The sequence below is a fragment of the Streptomyces sp. LS-MS-L19 genome, assembly GCF_058382285.1.
Genome location: NZ_JBYCLL010000001.1, coordinates 5,083,807 through 5,108,021 on the forward strand (window position 1 = coordinate 5,083,807; position 24,215 = coordinate 5,108,021).

At 68.2% G+C, this 24,215-nt stretch carries 21 protein-coding genes; 12 read left to right on the forward strand and 9 right to left on the reverse strand.

Annotated features, from left to right (window positions below):
* The first annotated feature begins 93 nt into the window (after positions 1 to 93).
* The 5 genes from AC2XR2_RS22755 to trxA all read left to right on the forward strand — a co-directional run bounded on the left by AC2XR2_RS22755 (position 94) and on the right by trxA (position 4,934).
* Positions 94 to 1,791, forward strand: coding sequence for a protein kinase family protein (locus AC2XR2_RS22755; RefSeq protein WP_381300288.1), 1,698 nt, complete (start codon positions 94 to 96; stop codon positions 1,789 to 1,791).
* A 22-nt stretch (positions 1,792 to 1,813) separates the two neighbouring features.
* Positions 1,814 to 2,539, forward strand: coding sequence for an RNA polymerase sigma factor SigM (gene sigM / locus AC2XR2_RS22760; protein WP_491516146.1), 726 nt, complete (start codon positions 1,814 to 1,816; stop codon positions 2,537 to 2,539).
* Positions 2,536 to 3,420 (forward strand): anti-sigma factor family protein, encoded by an 885-nt coding sequence (locus tag AC2XR2_RS22765; protein ID WP_491516147.1) that lies wholly within the window; start codon positions 2,536 to 2,538, stop codon positions 3,418 to 3,420. The genes sigM and AC2XR2_RS22765 overlap by 4 nt, the downstream gene beginning before the upstream one ends.
* A gap of 168 nt (positions 3,421 to 3,588) precedes the next feature.
* Positions 3,589 to 4,557 carry a thioredoxin-disulfide reductase gene (trxB, locus tag AC2XR2_RS22770; RefSeq protein ID WP_123761892.1) on the forward strand — a complete coding sequence of 323 codons (969 nt, stop codon included), beginning with the start codon at positions 3,589 to 3,591 and terminating at the stop codon, positions 4,555 to 4,557.
* Between the two features lie 44 nt (positions 4,558 to 4,601).
* Complete coding sequence (trxA, locus tag AC2XR2_RS22775; protein ID WP_003991504.1) at positions 4,602 to 4,934, forward strand: thioredoxin; 333 nt, start codon at positions 4,602 to 4,604, stop codon at positions 4,932 to 4,934.
* A gap of 80 nt (positions 4,935 to 5,014) precedes the next feature.
* Here trxA and AC2XR2_RS22780 read toward each other — a convergent pair whose 3' ends face one another.
* The 9 genes from AC2XR2_RS22780 to rpmH all read right to left on the reverse strand — a co-directional run bounded on the left by AC2XR2_RS22780 (position 5,015) and on the right by rpmH (position 11,943).
* Positions 5,015 to 5,632 (reverse strand): GNAT family N-acetyltransferase, encoded by a 618-nt coding sequence (locus tag AC2XR2_RS22780; protein WP_330265742.1) that lies wholly within the window; start codon positions 5,630 to 5,632, stop codon positions 5,015 to 5,017.
* A gap of 326 nt (positions 5,633 to 5,958) precedes the next feature.
* Positions 5,959 to 7,059, reverse strand: coding sequence for a ParB/RepB/Spo0J family partition protein (locus AC2XR2_RS22785; protein WP_491516148.1), 1,101 nt, complete (start codon positions 7,057 to 7,059; stop codon positions 5,959 to 5,961).
* Positions 7,056 to 8,129: a ParA family protein gene (locus AC2XR2_RS22790; protein ID WP_330269670.1), complete on the reverse strand. Its 1,074-nt coding sequence runs from the start codon at positions 8,127 to 8,129 to the stop codon at positions 7,056 to 7,058. The genes AC2XR2_RS22785 and AC2XR2_RS22790 overlap by 4 nt, the downstream gene beginning before the upstream one ends.
* Before the next feature lie 265 nt (positions 8,130 to 8,394).
* Entirely contained in the window at positions 8,395 to 9,111 is a 717-nt protein-coding gene (rsmG, locus tag AC2XR2_RS22795; RefSeq protein WP_330265740.1) for a 16S rRNA (guanine(527)-N(7))-methyltransferase RsmG, read from the reverse strand.
* A 118-nt stretch (positions 9,112 to 9,229) separates the two neighbouring features.
* The gene (locus AC2XR2_RS22800) at positions 9,230 to 9,742 is read right to left on the reverse strand and encodes a Jag family protein (RefSeq protein WP_330265739.1); all 513 of its coding nucleotides are present in this window, start codon (positions 9,740 to 9,742) and stop codon (positions 9,230 to 9,232) included.
* A gap of 16 nt (positions 9,743 to 9,758) precedes the next feature.
* Positions 9,759 to 11,060 carry a membrane protein insertase YidC gene (gene yidC / locus AC2XR2_RS22805; protein ID WP_491516149.1) on the reverse strand — a complete coding sequence of 434 codons (1,302 nt, stop codon included), beginning with the start codon at positions 11,058 to 11,060 and terminating at the stop codon, positions 9,759 to 9,761.
* 3 nt (positions 11,061 to 11,063) lie between these two features.
* A complete protein-coding gene (gene yidD / locus AC2XR2_RS22810; RefSeq protein WP_030319557.1) occupies positions 11,064 to 11,417 on the reverse strand; it encodes a membrane protein insertion efficiency factor YidD in 354 nt (117 codons plus the stop codon).
* Entirely contained in the window at positions 11,414 to 11,785 is a 372-nt protein-coding gene (gene rnpA / locus AC2XR2_RS22815; protein WP_164433043.1) for a ribonuclease P protein component, read from the reverse strand. Before rnpA ends, yidD begins: the two co-directional genes overlap by 4 nt.
* Positions 11,786 to 11,805: 20 nt before the next feature.
* The gene (gene rpmH / locus AC2XR2_RS22820) at positions 11,806 to 11,943 is read right to left on the reverse strand and encodes a 50S ribosomal protein L34 (protein ID WP_005482975.1); all 138 of its coding nucleotides are present in this window, start codon (positions 11,941 to 11,943) and stop codon (positions 11,806 to 11,808) included.
* Positions 11,944 to 12,327: 384 nt separating this feature from the next.
* On the opposite strand from rpmH, the gene dnaA reads away from it, so the two are divergent.
* The 7 genes from dnaA to gyrA all read left to right on the forward strand — a co-directional run bounded on the left by dnaA (position 12,328) and on the right by gyrA (position 24,202).
* On the forward strand, positions 12,328 to 14,355 hold the full coding sequence (gene dnaA, locus AC2XR2_RS22825; RefSeq protein WP_491516150.1) for a chromosomal replication initiator protein DnaA: 2,028 nt from the start codon (positions 12,328 to 12,330) through the stop codon (positions 14,353 to 14,355).
* A gap of 880 nt (positions 14,356 to 15,235) precedes the next feature.
* Entirely contained in the window at positions 15,236 to 16,366 is a 1,131-nt protein-coding gene (dnaN, locus tag AC2XR2_RS22830; protein ID WP_053847949.1) for a DNA polymerase III subunit beta, read from the forward strand.
* A 138-nt stretch (positions 16,367 to 16,504) separates the two neighbouring features.
* The gene (gene gnd, locus AC2XR2_RS22835) at positions 16,505 to 17,380 is read left to right on the forward strand and encodes a phosphogluconate dehydrogenase (NAD(+)-dependent, decarboxylating) (protein WP_381299805.1); all 876 of its coding nucleotides are present in this window, start codon (positions 16,505 to 16,507) and stop codon (positions 17,378 to 17,380) included.
* Positions 17,381 to 17,432: 52 nt separating this feature from the next.
* Positions 17,433 to 18,554: a DNA replication/repair protein RecF gene (gene recF / locus AC2XR2_RS22840; RefSeq protein ID WP_381299804.1), complete on the forward strand. Its 1,122-nt coding sequence runs from the start codon at positions 17,433 to 17,435 to the stop codon at positions 18,552 to 18,554.
* Positions 18,551 to 19,138 carry a DciA family protein gene (locus tag AC2XR2_RS22845; RefSeq protein WP_449348734.1) on the forward strand — a complete coding sequence of 196 codons (588 nt, stop codon included), beginning with the start codon at positions 18,551 to 18,553 and terminating at the stop codon, positions 19,136 to 19,138. The genes recF and AC2XR2_RS22845 overlap by 4 nt, the downstream gene beginning before the upstream one ends.
* Before the next feature lie 351 nt (positions 19,139 to 19,489).
* Positions 19,490 to 21,562, forward strand: coding sequence for a DNA topoisomerase (ATP-hydrolyzing) subunit B (gene gyrB / locus AC2XR2_RS22850; protein WP_330265733.1), 2,073 nt, complete (start codon positions 19,490 to 19,492; stop codon positions 21,560 to 21,562).
* A gap of 42 nt (positions 21,563 to 21,604) precedes the next feature.
* Positions 21,605 to 24,202 (forward strand): DNA gyrase subunit A, encoded by a 2,598-nt coding sequence (gyrA, locus tag AC2XR2_RS22855; RefSeq protein WP_491516151.1) that lies wholly within the window; start codon positions 21,605 to 21,607, stop codon positions 24,200 to 24,202.
* Positions 24,203 to 24,215: the final 13 nt, after the last annotated feature.

Sequence of the window (24,215 nt, forward strand, 5' to 3'; positions counted from 1 at the left end):
CCGCCACCGTGTGTCGTGCATAGCGGCGGACTGTGGGCACAATTGGATTCTGCGTCGCACGGCGCGCAATGAATGGGGAGGCAGGGAACGACGGTGGCGGAACGGAGCACGGCTGCCGTCGACGTGGCAGACACCAGCGGTGACGAACCGCTGACCGCCAAGGCGGACCAGTCCACGGCCGACGGCGTGGCCAAGAACCGGGAGCGGGACACGGAAGACGTCGAGGCACAGGGGCAGGGGAGTGGCGGGACCGAGGGTTCTGGCAAGGCGTCACCGCCGGAGTTGCACAGCGGCCACAAACTCGCCAGACGCTACCGTCTCGAGGAGTGCGTCACCCGTCTGGACGGGTTCAGCAGCTGGCGTGCCGTAGACGAGAAACTCCGTCGGGCCGTGGGCGTGCACATCCTGCCCGCGGACCATGCGCGGGCGCGTTCCGTGCTGGCCGCGGCCCGTTCCTCAGCGCTGCTCGGCGACCCCCGGTTCGTCCAGGTCCTGGACGCCGTCGAGGAGAACGACCTCGTCTACGTCGTCCACGAGTGGCTGCCGGACGCGACCGAGCTGACCACACTCCTCGCCCCCGGCCCGCTGGAGGTGTACGACGCCTACCAGATGGTCAGTCAGGTGGCCTCCGCGATGGCCGCGGCCCACCGTGAGGGCCTCGCGCACCTGAGGCTGAACCCGAACGCGGTGCTGCGTACGTCGAGCGGACAGTGGCGCATCCGGGGGCTGGCCGTGAACGCCGCGCTGCGCGGCGTCAGTTCGGAGACCCCGCAGCGCGCGGACACCGAGGCGATCGGTGCCCTTCTGTACGCGGCGCTGACCCAGCGCTGGCCGTACGAGAGCGACGCCTACGGGCTGGCCGGCCTGCCCAAGGACGTCGGTCTGATCGCACCCGACCAGGTGCGGGCGGGTGTCCACCGTGGACTGTCCGAGCTGTCGATGCGGGCGCTCGCCAACGACGGTGCCACTGCCTCCCGGCACGAGTCGGCGTGCACGACGCCCGAGGAACTGGTCAAGGCGATCGGGGAGATGCCCCGCATCCGCCCGCCGGAGCCGACGTTCACGGCACCGCCGGAGTACCAGCGCACGACGTACCAGCAGGGCACGTACGGCCGTCCGGCGCCGCACCCCGGCGTCACCCAGGCGATCGCGCCCCCACCCCCACCGCTCCAGAGCCGTACCGGCCGAGCCCTGAAGTGGGCCGTCTCGGCCCTCCTCATCGCCGCGCTGGGCCTGGGCAGTTGGCAACTCGCGGACGCGCTGATGGAACGGGGTGGCACGTCCGACGAGACGAACCAGACCCAGACGACGGACGACGGCGACAAGAGCCCGACGAAGGCGGCCAGCGCGCCGATCACCATCGTCAAGGGGTTCGACTTCGACCCGTTCGGCGACGGCTCCGAGAAGCCGGCCGATATAGGGAAGGCCTTCGACAGCGACCCCTCGTCGTACTGGCAGACGGACTACTACCAGGGCGCCAAGTTCGGCAACCTCAAGCCGGGCCTCGGGATAATTCTCGACCTCGGCAAGGTCCAGGAGGTCGGCAAGGTCACCGTCACATTCATGGGTGACACGTCCGTCGAACTGCGCGCCGCCTCCAGCGACGCGGCTTCCAGGCCGACGAGTTTCGACGCCTACTCGAAGGTCGCGTCCGGTTCCGGTACGGGTGTCCCGCTCACGCCGGACAAGGCAGTGAAGACCCGCTACCTTCTGGTCTGGCTGACCAAGCTGCCGCTGACGGAGGACGGCACGTACCGCGGCCGGGTGGCAGACATCAAGATCGCCAGTTGAAGCTGAGGGGGGAGGGGGTCCGATGGCAGATGACACCGTGTATGGCGGTACCAGCGATCAGGACCTCCTGGCCCTTCACGTGGACGGCGATCCCGACGCCTTCGGTGAGCTCGTACGCCGTCATCGGGACCGTCTCTGGGCTGTCGCCCTGAGGACGCTCGGGGACCGGGAGGAAGCCGCTGACGCCGTTCAGGACGCCCTCGTGTCCGCCTACCGGGCCGCCCACACCTTCCGGGGACAGTCGGCCGTCACGACTTGGCTGCACCGGATCACGGTGAACGCCTGCCTGGACCGCGCCAGAAAGGCCGCCTCGCGCAAGACGTCCCCGGTGGACGACACCGAGCGCCTGGAGCAACTCCTGGAGCCGCACGAGTCCGCCTCGGCGCCCGCGGAGCGCAACGACCTCCACCGCCAGCTCCTGGAAGCGCTCGGCACGCTCCCGCCCGACCAGCGGGCCGCCCTCATCCTGGTGGACATGCAGGGCTACCCCGTCGCCGAAGCCGCCCGCATGCTCGACGTGCCGACCGGCACGGTGAAGAGCCGCTGCGCCCGAGGAAGAGCCAGACTCCTCCCCCTTCTCTCTCACCTGCGGCCGGAAAAGGCCGGAGAGGACCGAGAAGGGCACGCAGGACGGAACCGCGCGCAGGGGACATCCGTCCCACCCGCAGCGGCACCTCCGTCAGGAGGCCGGCCGGACTCGGGACCAGGCGATTCAGCTGTAGTGAAGGGCGGAGGTGGGCGAGTGTGACTTCCTCGACAGACACTGCCGGGCACCCGGATGTCGCGGAGATCTCCGACCTCACCGAAGGCCTCCTCCCCGACTCCAGGACCGCGGACGTACGTCGGCATCTGGACGAGTGTGAACTCTGCGCCGATGTACACGCGTCGCTGGAGGAGATCCGCGGACTGCTCGGAACACTGCCGGGCCCGCCTCGCATGCCCGCTGACGTCGCCGGCCGGATCGACGCCGCGCTCGCGGCAGAAGCTCTCCTGCAAGCCACGGCTCCCGACGCGGTGAACGCCCCGGCGCCGGTGGAGAGCGCGCATGTTTCACGTGAAACATCGCCCACTGCCGATCGCCCCTCGGGCCACGCCCGGTCCGCCACCACCGGCCCCGGCCGCAAGGACAGGCAGAGGAACACCCGACGCAGGAAAGCCGTTCTGGGTGCCGTCTTCGCGGTCGCCGCTCTGGGATTCGGCTCTGTGCTGCTGACGTCGCTGGACGACGGCAAGACGTCCGACGAAGCTCAGGTCTCCCCGGCCGACACCTTCTCCGACAGCACCCTCAAGAAGCAGGTCTCCCAACTCCTCACCCCGGACCGGTCCGCCACGGGCGGCTCCCGCTCTCCGGACAGCATGGGCGTGGCGACGGCTCCTGACCGCGAGCAGCCCTTCATCAAGAAGCAGCCCGTGGTTCCTCCGTGTATCCAGAAGGGCATCACCACCAACGGCACGGCCCTCGCGACCGAGAACGGCGTCTACAAGGGCAAGGACGCGCTTCTCGTGGTGCTGCGTGACCCCTCCGACAGCAGCCGGGTCACCGCCTACATCATGGACGCGTCCTGCGTGAAGAACGCCCCCACCAGCACCGCGCAGATCCTGTTGAAGCAGTCCTACGCTCGCTCCTGAACGCTGACGCTTCGTCTCCGCCCTCCGTGGTATTTCGTACGGTGTGGCCTCTCCGTGTGCCCGGACACACCGGGAATGCGCGCCCCTTAGGATCCGTTGGGTGGGGTGAGAGTTCTGAGAGGGGCTCCACCGGTCCGACGACGCAGTCCAGAGACGAGGAACCAAGCCGTGAGCGACGTCCGTAACGTGATCATCATCGGCTCCGGGCCCGCCGGCTACACGGCGGCGCTCTACACCGCGCGCGCGTCGCTGAAGCCGCTGGTGTTCGAGGGCGCCGTCACCGCTGGTGGCGCCCTGATGAACACCACGGAGGTGGAGAACTTCCCCGGCTTCCAGGACGGCATCATGGGCCCCGAGCTCATGGACAACATGCGCGCCCAGGCCGAGCGTTTCGGCGCCGAGCTCGTCCCGGACGACATCGTCAGTGTCGACCTGACCGGCGAGATCAAGACCGTCACCGACACCTCGGGCACCGTCCACCGGGCGAAGGCCGTGATCGTCACCACCGGATCGCAGCACCGCAAGCTCGGCCTGCCGAACGAGGACGCCCTCTCCGGCCGCGGTGTCTCGTGGTGTGCCACCTGTGACGGCTTCTTCTTCAAGGACCAGGACATCGCCGTGATCGGCGGCGGCGACACCGCGATGGAGGAAGCGACCTTCCTCTCCCGCTTCGCCAAGTCCGTGACGATCGTCCACCGCCGGGACACCCTGCGCGCCTCCAAGGCGATGCAGGAGCGCGCCTTCGCCGACCCGAAGATCAAGTTCGTGTGGGACAGCGAAGTCGCCGAGATCCAGGGCGACCCGAAGCTGTCCGGTCTCAAGCTGCGCAACCTCAAGACCGGCGAGCTGAGCGACCTCGCGGTCACCGGCCTGTTCATCGCCATCGGCCACGACCCGCGCACCGAGCTCTTCAAGGGCCAGCTCGACCTGGACGGCGAGGGCTACCTGAAGGTGGAGGCGCCCTCGACGCGCACCAACCTGACGGGTGTCTTCGGTGCCGGTGACGTGGTCGACCACACCTACCGCCAGGCGATCACCGCGGCCGGTACCGGCTGCTCCGCCGCTCTCGACGCCGAGCGCTTCCTCGCCGCCCTCGCGGACGAGGAGAAGGCCGAGCCCGAGAAGACCGCTGTCTGACCACCATCCCCGCCCCACCGCACCAACCAGTTAAGGAGCCCGCCGTGGCCGGCACCCTGAAGAACGTGACCGACGATTCCTTCGAGCAGGACGTCCTCAAGAGCGACAAGCCCGTCCTGGTGGACTTCTGGGCGGCCTGGTGCGGTCCGTGCCGCCAGATCGCGCCGTCCCTCGAGGCGATCGCCGCCGAGTACGGCGACAAGATCGAGGTCGTCAAGCTGAACATCGACGAGAACCCGGGTACGGCCGCCAAGTACGGCGTCATGTCCATCCCGACCCTGAACGTCTACCAGGGCGGCGAGGTCGCCAAGACCATCGTCGGCGCCAAGCCGAAGGCCGCGATCGTCCGTGACCTCGAGGACTTCATCGCCGAGTGACGTTTCACGTGAAACACGGTTTCACGTGAAACACAGTGAGGGGCCGGTCCACCAGGACCGGCCCCTCACTCGTGTGTCCGTCACAGCGGCCGCAGGGCCGGCTCCTTCTGTACCGCCCCCAGAAGGCGGTCCAGCGCCATCTCCACGTCTTCCTTCCAGGAGAGCGTGGTACGCAGCTCCAGCCTCAGCCGCGGGTACGCCGGATGCGGCCTGACCGTCTTGAAGCCCACCGCCAGGAGATGATCCGCGGGAAGCAGACAGGCGGGCTCCTTCCAGCGGGCGTCACCAAAGGCCTCGATCGCTCTGAAGCCCCGCCGCAGCAGATCCTTGGCCACGGTCTGCACCATCACCCGGCCCAGCCCCTGTCCCTGGTAGCCCGGCATGATGAACGACGTGATCAGCTGAACGGCATCCGGAGAGACGGGGCTCGTGGGAAAGGCTGTCGACCGGGGGACGTACGCCGGAGGCGCGTAGAGGACGAAGCCGACCGGAACATCGTCGACGTAGACGACCCGGCCACAGGATCCCCAGTCCAGGAGGACGGCCGAGATCCAGGCCTCTTTCTCCAGGGCCGGGGTGCCTGCCTTTACCGCGGCTTCTCCACTGACCGGGTCCAACTCCCAGAAGACGCAGGATCGGCAGCGCTTGGGGAGGTCCGGAAGGTTGTCCAGCGTGAGCGGTACGAGCCGACGCCCCATGAAGGCTGTTCCTCGCTTCCTTCGCCCGCTGCATCGCGGGCTGCCGTCAGTGCGCTCCGTTCCCTGAGCAGGCTGCCGACGAAGCCGCCGACCGCCCCCAGTCCCAGGCCTGCGCTCACCAGTCCGCTTCGGCTCATCGTTCGCATGGCCCCTGCCTCCCCTCAGAGGTACTGCCGGGTGGATGTGCCGCACCCAATCGCATCGTATCCACACACCGATTCCATCGATACCGCCTGAAAGCAAAGAGCGGGCCGTGTCCGGTACACACCGGACACGGCCCGCTCTTCTTGCTCCGCCTCAGCAGCATCACCTCGGCGAAGCCCGGCTCAGTCTTCCGTCTCCTCGGCGTCGTCGCCCAGCAGGCTCTTCTGGAGGACCGGACCCTCTCCAGGGGCGAGGCTGCTGAGGATGCGCTCGAGGTCCTCCATGGAGGCGAACTCGACCGTGATCTTGCCCTTCTTCTGCCCCAGGTCGACCTTCACCCGCGTCTCGAAGCGATCCGAGAGACGGGTGGCGAGGTCGGTGAGCGCCGGGGAGACGCGGGCTCCGGCGCGCGGCCCCTTGGAGCGCTGGGCGGTCTGCGGACGCGACCCCATGAGGGTCACGATCTCCTCGACGGCACGCACCGACAGGCCCTCGGCCACGATCCGGTGAGCCAGCCGGTCCTGCTCCTCCGAGTCCTCGACAGAGAGCAGCGCGCGGGCGTGTCCGGCGGAGAGGACTCCGGCGGCCACCCTGCGCTGGACCGCCGGGGAGAGCTTCAGCAGACGCAGGGTGTTGGAGACCTGCGGACGGGACCGGCCGATGCGGTCCGCCAGCTGGTCGTGCGTGCAGTTGAAGTCCTTCAGCAACTGGTCGTAGGCGGCTGCCTCTTCCAGCGGGTTGAGCTGGGCGCGGTGCAGGTTCTCCAGAAGGGCGTCCAGGAGAAGTTTGTCGTCGTCCGTGGCCCGCACGATCGCCGGGATCGCGTCCAGGCCGGCCTCACGGCTGGCCCTCCAGCGCCGCTCGCCCATGATGAGCTCGTAGCGCGCGGGACCGACCTGCCGTACGACGACCGGCTGGAGGAGTCCGACCTCCTGGATGGAGGTGACCAGTTCGTGCAGCGCGTCCTCGTCGAAGACCTCACGCGGCTGGCGCGGGTTCGGCGTGATGGAGTCAAGGGGGAGCTCAGCGAAGTGGGCGCCCATGGGAGGCGCGGGAGTCTCCGCGTAGCCGTTGACCGACGGCTCCTCGGTTTCCTGTGAAACAGGCGGCAGTGTGGCCACCTTCGCCGCGGCCACCCCACGGTCGCTCGTCAGCACCGGTACGGTAGCCGGGGACGCGGAACCGGCGCCGCCCATTGCCGCCGGTGTCGGCGTCTTCTCCGTTGGGGCAGCAGGGATCAGTGCGCCGAGCCCACGGCCCAAACCCCTCCGTCGCTCGCTCACTGGATCCCCTCCACCATGCTCGGGTTGCTCTGTGCGCCGATGTGCGCCTGCGTCGGGTCATAGCTGACGCCGACGCCCTTCAGCGCGATCTCTCGCGCCGCCTCAAGGTAGGACAGGGCGCCGCTCGATCCGGGATCGTAGGTCAGCACCGTCTGTCCGTAGCTCGGTGCCTCGGAGATACGGACCGAGCGGGGAATACTCGTCCGCAGCACCTCGTCACCGAAGTGGGTGCGCACCTCGTCGGCGACCTGTGACGCGAGGCGCGTCCGGCCGTCGTACATGGTGAGCAGGATCGTCGATACGTGCAAGGTGGGGTTGAGGTGACCCCGCACCAGATCGACGTTGCGCAGCAGCTGCCCCAGGCCTTCCAGCGCGTAGTACTCGCACTGGATCGGGATGAGGACCTCCGCGCCGGCCACCAGCGCATTGACCGTCAGCAGGCCGAGCGAGGGCGGGCAGTCGATGAGGATGTAGTCGAGGGGCTGCTCGTAGGCCTGAATGGCTCGCTGCAGTCGGCTCTCACGTGCCACCAGGGACACCAGCTCGATCTCCGCACCGGCGAGATCGATCGTGGCGGGAGCACAGAAGAGGCCTTCGACATCAGGCACCGGCTGGACGACTTCGGCCAGCGGCCTGCTGTCGACCAGGACGTCGTAGATGGAAGGAACTTCAGCGTGGTGGTCGATCCCCAGGGCAGTGGACGCATTGCCCTGGGGGTCAAGGTCGACCACCAGGACACGGCCACCGTGCAGAGCCAGCGAAGCGGCAAGATTGACGGTTGTCGTCGTCTTGCCCACTCCGCCCTTCTGATTGGCGACGACCATGATCCGGGTCTGCTCGGGCCGCGGCAGGCCCTCGCCGGCGCGGCCCAGAGCCTCTACCGCCAGTTGGGCAGCACGACCGATCGGAGTGTCGTCCATCGGGGGCGGTGTTTCACGTGAAACATCGTCCCCCATCGACTCGGTTCGGGGACCGGGGACCGGATCGGTCATCGGTCCCGCGATGTTGGCGTCGGACCGCAAGGATTCACTCTCCTCGACTTCAGGCTCGCAATGAACAGAGCCTCCCATGTCTTCGGGGGTGTGAACCAGTGAGGCCTGTTGTTCTGTGGAGAAATCCACCTCTGTGGACAACTCCGTTACCTCTCCGAGTGACCCGAGAGGCTTTCGGTCACGGGGTTCGGCCGCGGCGCGGCCCCGGCTGATGATGCCGTGCAGCAGTGAGCGACGTTTCACGTGAAACACGATGCAGGGGGGCCGTGCCCGTTCTGCCGCGACACTCCGGCATGCGTAGGTTTGGCAGCTTGTGTGGAGTACGTCTCGTCGTCAGGACGGATCAGCGGCGCCGACGGGCACGTCCCGTGCGAGCCGCCTTGGCACGCTTGGCGGCGAACCGCACACCACCGGGGCTCTCCCCCACCTCGACCCGCACCACCGTGGACAGTGGATCGACCACTCCCTCACCCACATGCAGGATGGAGGTCTCCACGGCACCGAGCTTGCTCAATGCCGTGGACGCGGCCTTGAGTTCCTCCTCCGCGGTGTCTCCCTTGAGCGCGAGCATCTCCCCGTAGGGACGCAGCAGCGGAACCCCCCAGGTCGCCAGCCGGTCCAACGGGGCCACGGCCCGCGCCGTCACCACATGGACTGGGGTGAGCTTGCCCATGACCTCCTCGGCACGCCCGCGGACGACCGTCACGTGGTCCAGGCCCAGCAGCTCCACGACCTCCGTCAGGAAGGTCGTACGCCGCAGCAGAGGCTCCAGCAGCGTGATCTTCAGGTCCTCACGGACGAGGGCCAGGGGAATGCCGGGAAGCCCGGCTCCCGAGCCGACGTCGCACACGGTCACGCCCTCGGGAACGACTTCCGAGAGCACCGCGCAGTTCAGCAGATGCCGCTCCCACAGGCGGGGCACTTCGCGCGGGCCGATGAGACCGCGCTGCACACCCGCCTCGGCGAGCAGCTCGGCGTAGCGGACCGCGTCCTCGAAGCGATCGCCGAACACCTCACGCGCCTGCTCGGGCGCGGGGGGAAGCTCCGCTGCCTCCGTCACGGGGAACCGTCCTTCCGTACCGCATCGACGCACCGGGCGCCGACCACCAGAACTATCAGGCTGACAAAGTTCGGCCCCGCCTGCTCTACAGACGGGGCCGGAGGAACCTAGGAACCGATCAGGCGGGAAGCACGACGACGAAGCGCTGCGGCTCCTCGCCCTCGGACTCGCTGCGCAGGCCGGCTGCCTTGACCGCGTCGTGCACGACCTTGCGCTCGAACGGCGTCATCGGCTTGAGCTTCACGGACTCGCCGGTGTTCTTGACCTCGGCGGCGGCCTTGGCGCCCAGCTCGGAGAGCTCGGCACGCTTCTTGGCCCGGTAACCGGCGATGTCCAGCATCAGACGGCTGCGGTCCCCGGTCTCCCGGTGCACGGCCAGGCGGGTGAGCTCCTGAAGGGCTTCCAGTACCTCACCGTCACGGCCGACCAGCTTCTGCAGGTCGCGGCCGCCCGCGTCGCTGATGATCGAGACAGCGGCGCGGTCGGCCTCGACATCCATGTCGATGTCGCCGTCGAGATCGGCGATGTCGAGCAGACCCTCGAGGTAGTCCGCCGCGATCTCGCCCTCCTGCTCCAGGCGGGTCAGGGTGTCTGCACCCTCGGCAGCGGCGGAGGTGGTGCCTTCCGTCACGGGATGGGCTCCTTCGTTACTTCTTGGACGGGGACTTGGGCCGCTGCGGACCCTTGCGCTGTCCGGACTGGGCCTTGCTGCGGTTACCGGAACCGGGCTGCTTCTTGGCCGAAGCGGCCGGCTTGGCGTCCTCGGGCGTTGCGTCCTGGGGCTCCTCGGACTTGCTCAGCGAGGTCGGCGTCGACGACTGGTCTTCGCCGGCCGCCTTCGTGCCACTCGCGGCCGCACCCGACTGCCGCTGCGACTTGCTCTGCCGCTTGGGCTGCTGACGCTTGGGAGTGGCCGCGCTCGCCGGCGAACCGTCCTCGGTCTGGACCGCGGCCTGGGACTCGCTCTGGACCACGGTGCCGTCGGCCTGGGCCGCGAGACCGGCCTTGTTCAGGCCGTTGATGAACTTGCGCTCGAACTCGTTGCGGTCCCGGCCCTTGGCGACGATCGCCTTGATGATGGTGCGCTCGCTGCGCTTGCGGGCCTTGCCGTGGTTCAGGACGTGCTTGGTGAGGCGCTCCAGGTAGGCGGCCTGGGCCTTGGAACCCGGGGTCGGGTTGTTGTGGATGACGTACATCTGCTGGCCCATGGTCCACACGTTGGTGGTCAGCCAGTAGACGAGGACACCGACCGGGAAGTTGATGCCGAAGACGGCGAACATGACCGGGAAGACGTACATCAGCATCTTCTGCTGCTGCATGAACGGCGTCTTGACCGTGGTGTCGACGTTCTTCGTCATCAGCTGGCGCTGCGTGTAGAACTGCGACGCCGACATCAGGATGATCATGACTGCGGTGACGACCCGCACATCGGTGACCGTGGCGCCCAGGGCCTCGACGGTGGCGGAGCCGTCCTTGAACTTCGCGGCGAGCGGGGCCCCGAAGATGTGCGCCTTACGGGCGCTGGCCAGCAGCGACTCGTTGATGACACCGATGGTGTCGCCCGTCGCGATGCCGTTGAGCACGTGGTACAGGGCGAAGAAGAACGGCGACTGCGCCAGGATGGGAAGGCACGAGGAGAGCGGGTTGGTGCCCGTCTCCTTGTACAGCTTCATCATCTCTTCGGACTGACGCTGTTTGTCGTTCTTGTAGCGCTCCTGGATCTTCTTCATCTCGGGCTGGAGCGTCTGCATGGCCCGCGTCGACTTGATCTGCTTCACGAAGAGCGGGATCAGGCAGATACGGATCAGGATCACGAGGGACACGATCGACAGGCCCCAGGCCCACCCGGTGTCGGGGCCGAAGATGGCGCCGTACACCTTGTGGAACTGGACGATGACCCAGGAGACGGGTGTCGTGATGAAGCTGAAAAGACTGGCAATCGTGTCCACTAATCATGCTCCTTGGGCATGGGACGGAGTCTCTGCGGCCGGGCTCGAAGGAGTATGTCCCTCGGTGGCCGAGTCGGCGGCGGAGGGCCCGCCCCTGCGTGCACGCCAGGCGTTACGCAGCATTTCGTGCCACCGCGGGCGCTTGCGCGGCGGGACATGGTCCACACCGCCCAGCGACCACGGATTGCACCGCAGGATGCGCCAGGCGGTGAGTGCCGTTCCCTTGATCGCACCGTGCCGGTCGATGGCCTGGAAGCCGTAGTGGGAACACGACGGGTAGTACTTGCAGACCGGCCCCAGCAGTGGACTGATGGTCCACTGGTACAGCTTGATCAGCGCCAGCAGTGGGTACTTCATCGCGCGCCCCCTCCCAGCAGCCGCTGTAGGGCGGCATCCAGGTCTCGGGCCAGTTGTTCATGGTCGGCGTCGCCGGCCTCGGGCAACGCTCGTACGACTACCAGGCTACCGGGGGGCAACAGGGAGACCCGGTCACGCATCAGATGGCGAAGTCTGCGCTTCACCTTGTTGCGTACGACGGCGCCGCCCACGGCCTTGCTCACGACGAAACCCGCACGCGTCGGGGGAGCGCTCTCCCCAGGCGCGTGCGGGTCCGTGGCACCGCTACGTAGATGAACGACGAGGGACGGGCGGCCTGCCCGGCGACCCCGTCGTACCGCGGTCGCGAAGTCCTCGCGCCGCCTCAGCCGATGCTCGGTAGGCAGCACGACGTCATGACCTGATCAGATCAGGCGGACAGGCTGGCGCGACCCTTGCTGCGGCGGTTCGCGAGAATCGCGCGGCCGGCACGGGTACGCATCCGCAGGCGGAAGCCGTGGGTCTTCGCGCGGCGACGGTTGTTCGGCTGGAAGGTGCGCTTGCTCACTCGGGGGCTCCAGAAATAAATCGGTGGTGGCGGGTGCCGTCCTGGCTGTCACCGTGCGCCCACGAGTAGCTCGCAGTAACGCCCGAGTGCACCGCTTCCCGATCACCCGAAGCGATCTGTGCCCATCGGAGGCAGGCGGCAGCAGCCATCGACAACTCGACCTGGTTACGGTACGCGCGGCTACGCCATCCGGTCAAACCAGTGGTCACCGGGAGACACTATCCACAGGCTGGGGACAACAACTTGAACCGCACCCGTCGCCCTGACTACCGTGGCTGAACTCCGATTCGTTCCCTTGACCCCCTGTGTTTCGGCTCCACCCCATTTGAATCCCGACTCGTCCCACGACCACACGTTCGTGGGACCCGTGAGAGAGCGTGCCCTGTGGCTGACGTACCTGCCGATCTTGCCGCAGTGTGGCCACGCGTACTCGAGCAACTCCTCGGTGAGGGCCGCGTCCAGGGTGTGGAGGCGAAGGACGAGCACTGGATCCGTCGCTGCCAGCCCCTCGCGCTGGTCGCCGACACCGCCCTGCTCGCCGTACCGAACGAATTTGCGAAGGGCGTACTGGAGGGCAGGCTGGCCCCGGCCGTCAGCGAGACGCTGAGCCGCGAGTGCGGCCGCCCCATCCGTATCGCCATCACCGTCGACGACTCCGCGGGCGAGCCCCCCTCGCCGCCCGCACCCCCGGCCCCCCGGTCCCAGCCGCGCTACGAGGAGCCCGAGCTCCCCTCCGGCCAGTACGACGGGCCGTACGACAACACGTACGACAACACGTACGACAACCAGTACGACGGCTACGGCCGCCACCGCGCCGACGACTCGGGCCGTGGCGAGCAGCGCCCCGGCCCCCAGGGCGACCGCACCTCCCGCTCGGACCAGCTCCCCACCGCCCGACCCGCGTACCCCTCGGAGTACCAGCGCCCCGAACCCGGCGCCTGGCCCCGACCCGCGCAGGACGAGTACAGCTGGCAGCAGCAGCGGCTCGGCTTCCCGGAGCGCGACCCTTACGCGTCGCCGTCGCAGGAGCCGTACCAGCAAGAGACGTATCCACAGGAGCCGTACCAGAAGGAGCCCTACCCGCAGGACTCCTACGGCGCCCCCTCCCAGGACTACCGCCCCCAGCCCATGGAGCGGCCGTCCTACGACAGCCCGCGCCCCGACTACGACCAGCGGCCGGACTACGACAAGCCCCGCCCCGACTACGACAAGCCGCGCTCGGAGTACGACCAGCGGGACGTGCGCCGGGATCTCCCCGAGCCCCCGTCCGCCTCCGGGCATGTGCACCGCGGCGGGCCGGTCGGCTCCAATCTGCCCACCACCGGCGCCCCCGGCCCGCTCGCCGCGCAGCCCGCGCCCGCGACCGGTCCCGGTGAGCCCACCGCGCGGCTGAACCCGAAGTACCTCTTCGACACCTTCGTCATCGGCGCCTCCAACCGCTTCGCCCACGCGGCCGCGGTCGCCGTCGCCGAGGCGCCGGCCAAGGCCTACAACCCCCTCTTCATCTACGGGGAGTCCGGCCTCGGCAAGACGCACCTGCTGCACGCGATCGGCCACTACGCGCGCAGCCTGTACCCCGGCACGCGCGTGCGGTACGTGAGCTCGGAGGAGTTCACCAACGAGTTCATCAACTCCATCCGCGACGGCAAGGGCGACAGCTTCCGCAAGCGGTACCGCGAGATGGACATCCTGCTCGTCGACGACATCCAGTTCCTCGCGGACAAGGAGTCGACACAGGAGGAGTTCTTCCACACCTTCAACACGCTCCACAACGCCAACAAGCAGATCGTGCTCTCCAGCGACCGGCCGCCCAAGCAGCTGGTCACGCTCGAGGACCGGCTGCGGAACCGTTTCGAGTGGGGCCTGATCACCGACGTCCAGCCGCCCGAGCTGGAGACTCGCATCGCGATCCTGCGCAAGAAGGCGGTCCAGGAACAGCTCAACGCCCCGCCGGAGGTCCTGGAGTTCATCGCCTCCCGCATCTCGCGCAACATCCGCGAGCTGGAGGGCGCGCTGATCCGCGTGACGGCGTTCGCGTCGCTCAACCGGCAGCCGGTCGACCTGGGCCTGACCGAGATCGTCCTCAAGGACCTGATCCCCGGCGGCGAGGACTCGGCCCCGGAGATCACCTCCACGGCGATCATGAGCGCCACGGCCGACTACTTCGGCCTGACCGTCGAGGACCTGTGCGGCACCTCGCGCGGCCGCGCCCTCGTCACCGCCCGCCAGATCGCCATGTACCTGTGCCGCGAGCTCACCGACCTCTCGCTGCCCAAGATCGGCGCCCTGTTCGGCGGCCGCGACCACACGACCGTGATGCACGCGGACCGCAAGATCCGCAATCTGATGGCCGAGCGGCGCTCCATCTACAACCAGGTGACCGAGCTGACGAACCGCATCAAGAACGGCTGACAGCACCGGAGTTACGACGGTTTCGACGCCGAAGGGCGCCCTGGGGACGAGATCCCGGGGCGCCCTTCGGCGTTCCCGGGGTCACGACGCCGTAGCCCTGTGTTCGATTCCCCGCCGGGTTACGGCCTCTCTCCACAGATCCGGTGACTTTTTCCCGTCCACATCCTGGGGACCGCGAAGTTGTCCAGATCACGGTCCACAGGCTCCCCGTCACAAGACCATCAGCCCAGGTCACCCCCCTGTGGATTCGTGGACGAACGATCTCCACAGACTGTGGACAGCCAGGAGATCCACAGGCTGTGCATCGAGTTGTCCACCGACAACCCACAGGCTGGGGCCGGTTGTCCCCAGCGATCACCAGCTTCTCCACATCCCTGTCCACTGTTCGGCAACGCGACGCGCCTGATCACCGGGTCGAGTGAAAGGCGTCACACGAAGGTGCCGGGTTGGGCTGTGGGAAACGGGGGTAAAGCTGGGGACGGCGTTGGGGAGAAGTCGCCTCAGGCTGTGCACGGAGTGTGCAGAACTTTCTGTTCTCCACAGAGACGCCCAGTTGTCCACCGGTGTCGCCCACAGGGCCCGTGGACAAAATTTCCCCTCTGAGCTGGGAAAACGGGGTTATCCACGGTATCCACAGCCCCTACTACTACTGACAACTAGAGAGAGCTGGGAATCCGTTTCGAAGGGGGGCCTGTGCACAACTCGCTGTCCGGTGCCCGGCTGCCCCTCGTCACGACTTGACCCCGAGAGGCACCTACTGTCAGTGGGGTGCGTCAGACTGTTCCCCGGTGTCCTTCCCGTCACAGGGGCCGACGACACCGAGACAGACGACGAAGCCAGGCAGGCCGAGCAGCGCCGGCAACAGCAGGAGGCGGCAACAGTGAAGATCCGGGTGGAACGCGACGTACTCGCGGAGGCAGTTGCCTGGGCGGCGCGCAGCCTCCCGGCCCGTCCGCCGGCGCCGGTCCTCGCCGGCCTTCTCCTGAAGGCCGAGGAAGGCCAGCTGAGCCTGTCCAGCTTCGACTACGAGGTCTCCGCGCGGGTGTCCGTCGAGGCCGAGGTCGAGGAGGAGGGCACGGTGCTCGTCTCCGGCCGCCTGCTCGCCGACATCTGCCGCGCCCTGCCCAACCGCCCGGTGGAGATTTCCACAGACGGTGTACGGGCGACCGTGGTGTGCGGCTCCTCGCGATTCACACTCCACACCCTGCCTGTGGAGGAGTACCCGGCGCTGCCGCAGATGCCGAGCGCGACCGGCACCGTCCCCGGTGAGGTCTTCGCCTCCGCCGCCGCCCAGGTGGCCATCGCCGCGGGCCGCGACGACACGCTGCCGGTGCTGACCGGTGTGCGCATCGAGATCGAGGGCGACACCGTCACCCTGGCGTCCACCGACCGCTACCGCTTCGCGGTCCGTGAGTTCCTGTGGAAGCCGGAGAACCCCGAGGCGTCCGCGGTGGCCCTGGTGCCCGCCAAGACGCTCCTGGACACCGCCAAGGCCCTCACGAGCGGCGACAGCGTGATCCTGGCGCTGTCCGGTTCGGGCGCGGGCGAAGGTCTGATCGGTTTCGAGGGCGCGGGCCGCCGTACGACGACCCGTCTGCTCGAGGGCGACCTGCCGAAGTACCGCACGCTGTTCCCGACGGAGTTCAACTCGGTCGCGGTGATCGAGACCGCCCCCTTCGTGGAGGCCGTCAAGCGTGTGGCGCTGGTTGCCGAGCGCAACACCCCGGTGCGGCTGAGCTTCGAGCAGGGCGTGCTGATCCTGGAGGCCGGTTCCAGCGACGACGCACAGGCTGTGGAAAGGGTCGACGCCCAGCTGGAGGGTGACGACATCTCGATCGCCTTCAACCCGACCTTCCTGCTGGACGGCCTGAGCGCCATCGACTCCCCGGTGGCCCAGCTCTCCTTCACCACGTCCACCAAGCCCGCGCTGCTCAGCGGCAAGCCGGCCCTGGACGCCGAGGCGGACGAGGCCTACAAGTACCTGATCATGCCGGTGCGGCTGAGCGGCTGAGCGGTCGCCGACGGAAAGCCCCAGGTGAGGGCATACGTTTGAGCGCGTATGCCCACAGGTGTGCGTGAGCGTCCGGGTTTAGGCTCGTACGTGGGTACGAAGGTGCCCCACACGTCACAGCTACCTAAGGAACCACTGATGGAGCTCGGTCTCATCGGCCTCGGCAAGATGGGCGGCAACATGCGCGAGCGGATCCGCCGCGCAGGCCACACCGTGATCGGATACGACCGCAACCCGGACCTCGCCGATGTCCACAGCCTCAAGGAGCTTGTGGACGCGTTGCAGGGTCCGCGGGTCGTGTGGGTGATGGTCCCGGCCGGGGCGCCGACGCAGGCGACCATCGACGAGCTGGCCGAACTCCTTCAGCCGGGGGACGTCGTGGTGGACGGCGGGAACTCCCGCTGGACGGACGACGAGAAGCACGCCGAGGAGCTGGCGGCCAGGGGCATCGGCTTCGTCGACTGCGGTGTCTCCGGCGGTGTCTGGGGCCTGGAGAACGGCTACGCGCTGATGTACGGCGGTGACGCCGAGAACGTCGCCAAGGTGCAGCCCGTCTTCGACGCCCTCAAGCCCAAGGGCGACGCCGGTGCGGTGCACGCAGGCAAGGTCGGCGCGGGCCACTTCGCGAAGATGGTCCACAACGGCATCGAGTACGCGATGATGCAGGCCTACGCCGAGGGCTGGGAGCTCCTGGAGAAGGTGGACTCCGTGACCGACGTCCGGGAGGTCTTCCGCTCCTGGCAGGAGGGCACCGTCATCCGTTCCTGGCTCCTCGACCTCGCGGTCAACGCCCTCGACGAGGACGAGCACCTGGACAAGCTGCGCGGTTTCGCACAGGACTCCGGCGAGGGCCGGTGGACCGTGGAGGCCGCCATAGACCACGCGGTGCCGCTGCCGGCGATCACCGCGTCCCTGTTCGCGCGGTTCGCGTCCCGCCAGGACGACTCGCCGCAGATGAAGATGATCGCGGCGCTGCGCAACCAGTTCGGCGGCCACGCGGTCGAGACGAAGTAATCCACAGGGCTGTTCGCACAGTCCACAAGCTGGGGGAGGTCGGCGCCCGACCATGCACGTCACGCATCTGTCGCTGGCCGACTTCCGCTCGTACGCCCGGGTCGAGGTCCCGCTCGACCCGGGCGTCACCGCGTTCGTGGGCCCCAATGGACAGGGCAAGACGAACCTGGTCGAGGCGATCGGCTACCTCGCCACCCTCGGCAGCCACCGGGTCGCCACCGACGCCCCGCTGATCCGGATGGGCGCCGACCGCGCGATCGTCCGGGCCCAGGTCAGACAGGGCGAGCGGCAGCAGCTGGTCGAGCTGGAGCTGAACCCCGGCAAGTCGAACCGGGCGCGCATCAACAGGTCGTCGCAGGTCAGGCCGCGTGATGTGCTGGGGATCGTGCGGACCGTGCTGTTCGCCCCGGAGGACCTGGCGCTGGTCAAGGGCGACCCCGGCGAGCGGCGCCGCTTCCTGGACGAGCTGATCACCGCGCGCGCTCCGCGCATGGCCGGCGTGCGCTCCGACTACGAGCGCGTCCTCAAGCAGCGCAACACCCTGCTGAAGTCGGCCGCCCTCGCGCGCAGGCACGGCGGCCGCTCGATGGACCTGTCCACCCTCGACGTATGGGACCAGCACCTCGCGCGGGTGGGCGCCGAGCTGCTCGCCCAGCGGCTCGACCTGATCGCCGCGCTCCAGCCTCTGGCCGACAAGGCGTACGAGCAGCTGGCGCCCGGCGGCGGTCCCGTCGCGCTGGAGTACAAGCCGTCCGCGCCCGGTGAGGCGCACACGCGTGAGGATCTCTTCGAGCAGCTGATGGGGGCGCTCGCGGAGGCGCGCAAGCAGGAGATCGAGCGGGGCGTGACCCTCGTAGGGCCGCATCGGGACGATCTGCTGCTCAAACTCGGCCAGCTGCCCGCCAAGGGATACGCCTCGCACGGCGAGTCCTGGTCGTACGCGCTGGCGCTGCGGCTCGCGTCGTACGACCTCCTCAGGGCGGAGGGGAACGAGCCGGTGCTGATCCTCGACGACGTGTTCGCGGAGCTGGACACCCGGCGCCGGGAGCGGCTGGCCGAGCTGGTCGCCCCGGGTGAGCAGGTGCTGGTGACGGCCGCGGTCGACGACGACGTGCCGCATGTGCTGGCGGGGACGCGGTACGCGGTGGCGGAGGGGACGGTGGAGCGCGTATGAGCGACGAACGGCCTCCGACCGAGAACGCCGACAGCGCTGCTGGCGGCGGAAACGCAGACGGCGCCGAGAACCCCAAGCCGGCCGAGCCCTCCGGTGTCGACCTCGCGCGCGTGGCGCTTCGGGCGGCGAGGGAACAGGCACGCGCGCGTGGGGACGCGGCGCAGCAGAAGCGGCAGGCGCGGCGCGGGGGCGGGCTGCGCTCCGGCGCGCGCGCCGACGGACGCGACCCGATGGCCTTCGGTGCCGCCATCAACCGCTTGATCACTGAGCGGGGCTGGGAGGCTCCCGCCGCGGTGGGCGGTGTGATGGGGCGCTGGCCGCAGATCGTCGGGGAGAAGCTCGCCGATCACTGCACGCCCCAGAGGTACGACGAGGACGAGCGGGTCCTGGTCGTGCAGTGCGATTCGCCGGTGTGGGCGACCGAGGTGCGGCGCCTCGCCCCGAGCCTGGTCGCACGGCTCAACGAGGACCTGGGGCACGGCACGGTCCGGCTGATCAAGGTGCTCGGTCCCGGTGGCCCCGCGCGCAACTACGGCCCTCTGCGGGCCCCGGGAAGCAGCAGGTCCGGCGATCCCTACACGTGACTTACGTCACGTCTTCCCTGCGTGATCGGCGCCGTCGTAGCACTGCACGCGGATGCGAATTCCGACCTGACTCCCAAGTAGCAAAGGGTTGACAGCCGAAAGCGCTGAGTGCCGCTGTGAGCCTCTTGGAGCCCCGCTCCGTATATGGGGACCCGGAAGACGCCGGTTGAGGGCGGCACATGAGGACTCAGGTACCGGCAAACCCCCATCACTGTCGGCGCTACCGGTAGACTGGAAGCCAATCCCGCCCCAAACGTGGGGACCGCCCGGGAAACGCTGAGCAACGCTGATCAAGGCTTACCAACGCAACATGCCGCAGCCGCTCCGGCAACCCGCCGACGAGCCCGGCTCGTGCTGTGCCAGAAAGGGCGCTTCGTGGCCGATTCCGGCAACCCCAACGAGAACATCCCGTCCACCGACGCCGAGGCGACCTCGTCGAACGGCGAGGTCACCGCCTCGTACGACGCCAGCGCCATCACCGTCCTCGAGGGTCTGGACGCGGTCCGCAAGCGACCCGGTATGTACATCGGCTCGACCGGCGAGCGCGGCCTGCACCACCTGGTGCAGGAGGTCGTCGACAACTCCGTCGACGAGGCGCTGGCGGGCCACGCGGACACCATCGACGTCACGATCCTCCCCGACGGCGGCGTCCGGGTCGTCGACAACGGCCGTGGCATCCCGGTCGGCATCGTCCCCTCCGAGGGCAAGCCGGCCGTCGAGGTCGTGCTGACCGTGCTGCACGCGGGCGGCAAGTTCGGCGGCGGCGGCTACGCGGTCTCCGGCGGTCTGCACGGCGTGGGCGTGTCCGTGGTGAACGCCCTGTCGACCAAGGTGGCCGTCGAGGTCAAGACGGACGGCTACCGCTGGACGCAGGACTACAAGCTCGGCGTCCCGACGGCCCCGCTGGCCAAGCACGAGGCCACGGAGGAGCACGGCACCTCGGTGACCTTCTGGGCCGACCCGGACATCTTCGAGACCACCGACTACTCCTTCGAGACGCTCTCGCGGCGCTTCCAGGAGATGGCGTTCCTCAACAAGGGTTTGAGGATCAAACTCACCGACGAGCGTGAGTCGGCCAAGGCGACGTCCGGCGCGGACGAGGCGGGCGCGGACGAGAGCGCCGAGGTCAAGTCGGTCGACTACCACTACGAGGGCGGCATCGTCGACTTCGTGAAGTACCTCAACTCCCGCAAGGGAGACGTGGTGCACCCGACCATCGTCGACCTGGAGGCCGAGGACAAGGACAAGAACCTGTCCGTCGAGCTCGCCATGCAGTGGAACAGCAGTTACACCGAGGGCGTCTACTCCTTCGCCAACATCATCCACACGCATGAGGGCGGCACCCACGAAGAGGGCTTCCGCGCGGCGCTGACCTCGCTGATCAACAAGTACGCGCGCGACAAGAAGCTGCTGCGCGACAAGGACGACAACCTCACGGGTGACGACATCCGCGAGGGTCTGACCGCGATCATCTCGGTGAAGCTGAGCGAGCCGCAGTTCGAGGGCCAGACCAAGACCAAGCTGGGCAACACCGAGGTGAAGACCTTCGTCCAGAAGGTCGTCTACGAGCACCTCACCGACTGGCTGGACCGCAACCCCGTCGAGGCCGCGGACATCATCCGCAAGTCCATCCAGGCGGCCACCGCGCGCGTGGCGGCCCGCAAGGCCCGCGACCTGACCCGCCGCAAGGGCCTGCTGGAGACCGCGTCCCTGCCGGGCAAGCTCTCCGACTGCCAGTCCAACGACCCCACCAAGTGCGAGATCTTCATCGTCGAGGGTGACTCCGCCGGCGGCTCGGCCAAGTCCGGCCGCAACCCGGAGTACCAGGCGATCCTCCCGATCCGCGGCAAGATCCTGAACGTCGAGAAGGCCCGGATCGACAAGATCCTGCAGAACCAGGAGATCCAGGCGCTGATCTCGGCCTTCGGCACCGGAGTCCACGAGGACTTCGACATCGAGAAGCTGCGCTATCACAAGATCATCCTGATGGCGGACGCCGACGTCGACGGCCAGCACATCTCCACCCTGCTGCTGACCTTCCTGTTCCGCTTCATGCGGCCGCTGGTCGAGGCCGGGCACGTGTACCTGTCCCGTCCCCCGCTCTACAAGATCAAGTGGGGCCGGGACGACACCGAGTACGCGTACTCCGACCGCGAGCGCGACGCGCTGATCGAGATGGGCCGCCAGCGCGGCAAGCGCATCCGCGAGGACTCCATCCAGCGCTTCAAGGGCCTCGGCGAGATGAACGCCGAGGAACTGCGCGTGACCACCATGGACCAGGAGCACCGCGTCCTCGGCCAGGTCACCCTCGACGACGCCGCCCAGGCCGACGACCTGTTCTCGGTCCTCATGGGCGAGGACGTGGAGGCCCGCCGGCAGTTCATCCAGCGCAACGCCAAGGACGTCCGCTTCCTCGACATCTGAGTCGGTCTCAGCTGACCGCACCAGGAAGGATCTTCACCCGCAATGACCGACGAGAACACGCCCGTCACCTCTGAAGAGGGCGGCGTCATCGCCCAGCGTGTCGAGCCCGTCGGGCTCGAGACGGAGATGCAGCGCTCGTACCTGGACTACGCGATGTCCGTCATCGTGTCCCGTGCGCTGCCGGACGTCCGGGACGGTCTCAAGCCCGTCCACCGCCGCGTCCTGTACGCGATGTACGACGGCGGCTACCGCCCCGAGCGCGGCTTCTACAAGTGCGCGCGCGTGGTCGGCGACGTCATGGGCAACTACCACCCCCACGGCGACTCCTCGATCTACGACGCCCTGGTCCGCCTCGCCCAGCCCTGGTCGATGCGGATGCCGCTGGTGGACTCCAACGGCAACTTCGGCTCCCCGGGCAACGACCCCGCGGCCGCCATGCGGTACACCGAGTGCAAGATGGCGCCGCTGTCGATGGAGATGGTCCGTGACATCGACGAGGAGACCGTCGACTTCACGGACAACTACGACGGCCGCTCCCAGGAGCCGACCGTCCTGCCGGCCCGCTTCCCGAACCTGCTGATCAACGGCTCGGCCGGTATCGCGGTCGGCATGGCCACCAATATCCCGCCGCACAACCTGCGCGAGGTCGCGGCCGGCGCCCAGTGGTACCTGGAGAACCCGGAGGCCTCGCACGAGGAGCTCCTGGACGCCCTCATCGAGCGCATCAAGGGCCCCGACTTCCCGACCGGCGCCCTGGTCGTCGGCCGCAAGGGCATCGAGGAGGCGTACCGCACCGGTCGCGGCTCGATCACCATGCGCGCGGTCGTCGAGGTCGAGGAGATCCAGAACCGCCAGTGCCTGGTGGTCACGGAACTGCCGTACCAGACCAACCCCGACAACCTCGCGCAGAAGATCGCCGACCTGGTGAAGGACGGCAAGGTCGGCGGCATCGCGGACGTCCGGGACGAGACCTCCTCGCGCACGGGCCAGCGACTCGTGATCGTGCTCAAGCGGGACGCGGTCGCCAAGGTCGTCCTGAACAACCTCTACAAGCACACGGACCTGCAGACGAACTTCGGCGCCAACATGCTGGCGCTCGTCGACGGCGTGCCGAGGACCCTCTCCCTGGACGCGTTCATCCGGCACTGGGTGGCGCACCAGATCGAGGTCATCGTCCGCCGTACGCGCTTCAGGCTGCGCAAGGCCGAGGAGCGGGCGCACATCCTGCGCGGCCTGCTGAAGGCCCTGGACGCCATCGACGAGGTCATCGCCCTGATCCGGGCCAGCGACACGGTCGACATCGCGCGTACGGGCTTGATGGATCTCCTCCAGATCGACGAGATCCAGGCCAACGCCATCCTCGAGATGCAGCTGCGCCGGCTCGCCGCCCTGGAGCGCCAGAAGATCATCCAGGAGCACGACGAACTCCAGGCGAAGATCACCGAGTACAACGAGATCCTGGCCTCGCCGGTCCGCCAGCGCGGCATCGTGAGCGCCGAACTCGCCGCGATCGTCGAGAAGTACGGCGACGACCGCAAGACCATGCTGGTGCCCTACGACGGTGACATGTCCATCGAGGACCTCATCGCCGAGGAGGACATCGTCGTCACGGTCTCGCGCGGCGGTTACGTCAAGCGCACCAAGACCGTCGACTACCGCGCCCAGAAGCGCGGCGGCAAGGGCGTGCGCGGCACGAAGCTCAAGGAAGACGACATCGTCGACCACTTCTTCGTGTCCACCACGCACCACTGGCTGCTGTTCTTCACCAACAAGGGCCGCGTGTACCGGGCGAAGGCGTACGAACTGCCGGACGCCGGCCGGGACGCGCGCGGACAGCACGTCGCCAACCTGCTGGCCTTCCAGCCGGACGAGGCGATCGCCGAGATCCTCGCGATCCGCGACTACAACGCGGCGCCCTACCTGGTGCTCGCCACCAAGGCGGGTCTGGTCAAGAAGACGTCACTGAAGGATTACGACTCTCCGCGTTCCGGAGGCGTCATCGCCATCAACCTGCGGGAGCGCGAGGACGGTTCGGACGACGAACTGATCGGCGCCGAACTCGTATCGGCGGACGACGATCTGCTTCTGATCAGCAAGAAGGCACAGTCGATCAGGTTCACGGCCTCGGACGACACACTGCGTCCCATGGGTCGCGCCACCTCGGGTGTCAAGGGCATGAGCTTCCGCGAGGGCGACGAGCTGCTCTCGATGAATGTTGTTCGACCCGGTACGTTCGTGTTCACTGCTACGGACGGCGGGTATGCGAAGCGGACCGCCGTCGACGAGTACCGCGTCCAGGGTCGCGGCGGCCTCGGCATCAAGGCTGCCAAGATCGTGGAGGACCGCGGATCGCTCGTCGGCGCGCTGGTGGTCGAGGAGACCGACGAGATCCTCGCCATCACGCTGTCCGGCGGTGTGATTCGTACGCGAGTCAACGAGGTCAGGGAGACGGGCCGTGACACCATGGGCGTCCAACTGATCAACCTGGGCAAGCGCGATGCCGTGGTCGGCATCGCTCGTAACGCCGAGGCGGGACGCGAGGCGGAGGAGGTCGACGGCGATGTGGCCGACGACGAGACCGCCGAGGGTGCCGCCGAGACCATCGGCACGGACGAGGGTGAGTCGCCCTCGGCCGAGTAGCACGAGGAGTGAG

Bases quoted from the DNA above. Each gene is read 5' to 3' on its own strand.
- yidD (WP_030319557.1), bottom strand. From the start codon at position 11,417: ATGAAGTACCCACTGCTGGCGCTGATCAAGCTGTACCAGTGGACCATC.
- gyrA (WP_491516151.1), top strand. From the start codon at position 21,605: ATGACCGACGAGAACACGCCCGTCACCTCTGAAGAGGGCGGCGTCATC.
- AC2XR2_RS22790 (WP_330269670.1), bottom strand. From the start codon at position 8,129: ATGGGAGGCTCTGTTCATTGCGAGCCTGAAGTCGAGGAGAGTGAATCC.
- AC2XR2_RS22845 (WP_449348734.1), top strand. From the start codon at position 18,551: ATGAGCGACGAACGGCCTCCGACCGAGAACGCCGACAGCGCTGCTGGC.
- recF (WP_381299804.1), top strand. From the start codon at position 17,433: ATGCACGTCACGCATCTGTCGCTGGCCGACTTCCGCTCGTACGCCCGG.
- AC2XR2_RS22780 (WP_330265742.1), bottom strand. From the start codon at position 5,632: ATGGGGCGTCGGCTCGTACCGCTCACGCTGGACAACCTTCCGGACCTC.
- sigM (WP_491516146.1), top strand. From the start codon at position 1,814: ATGGCAGATGACACCGTGTATGGCGGTACCAGCGATCAGGACCTCCTG.
- gnd (WP_381299805.1), top strand. From the start codon at position 16,505: ATGGAGCTCGGTCTCATCGGCCTCGGCAAGATGGGCGGCAACATGCGC.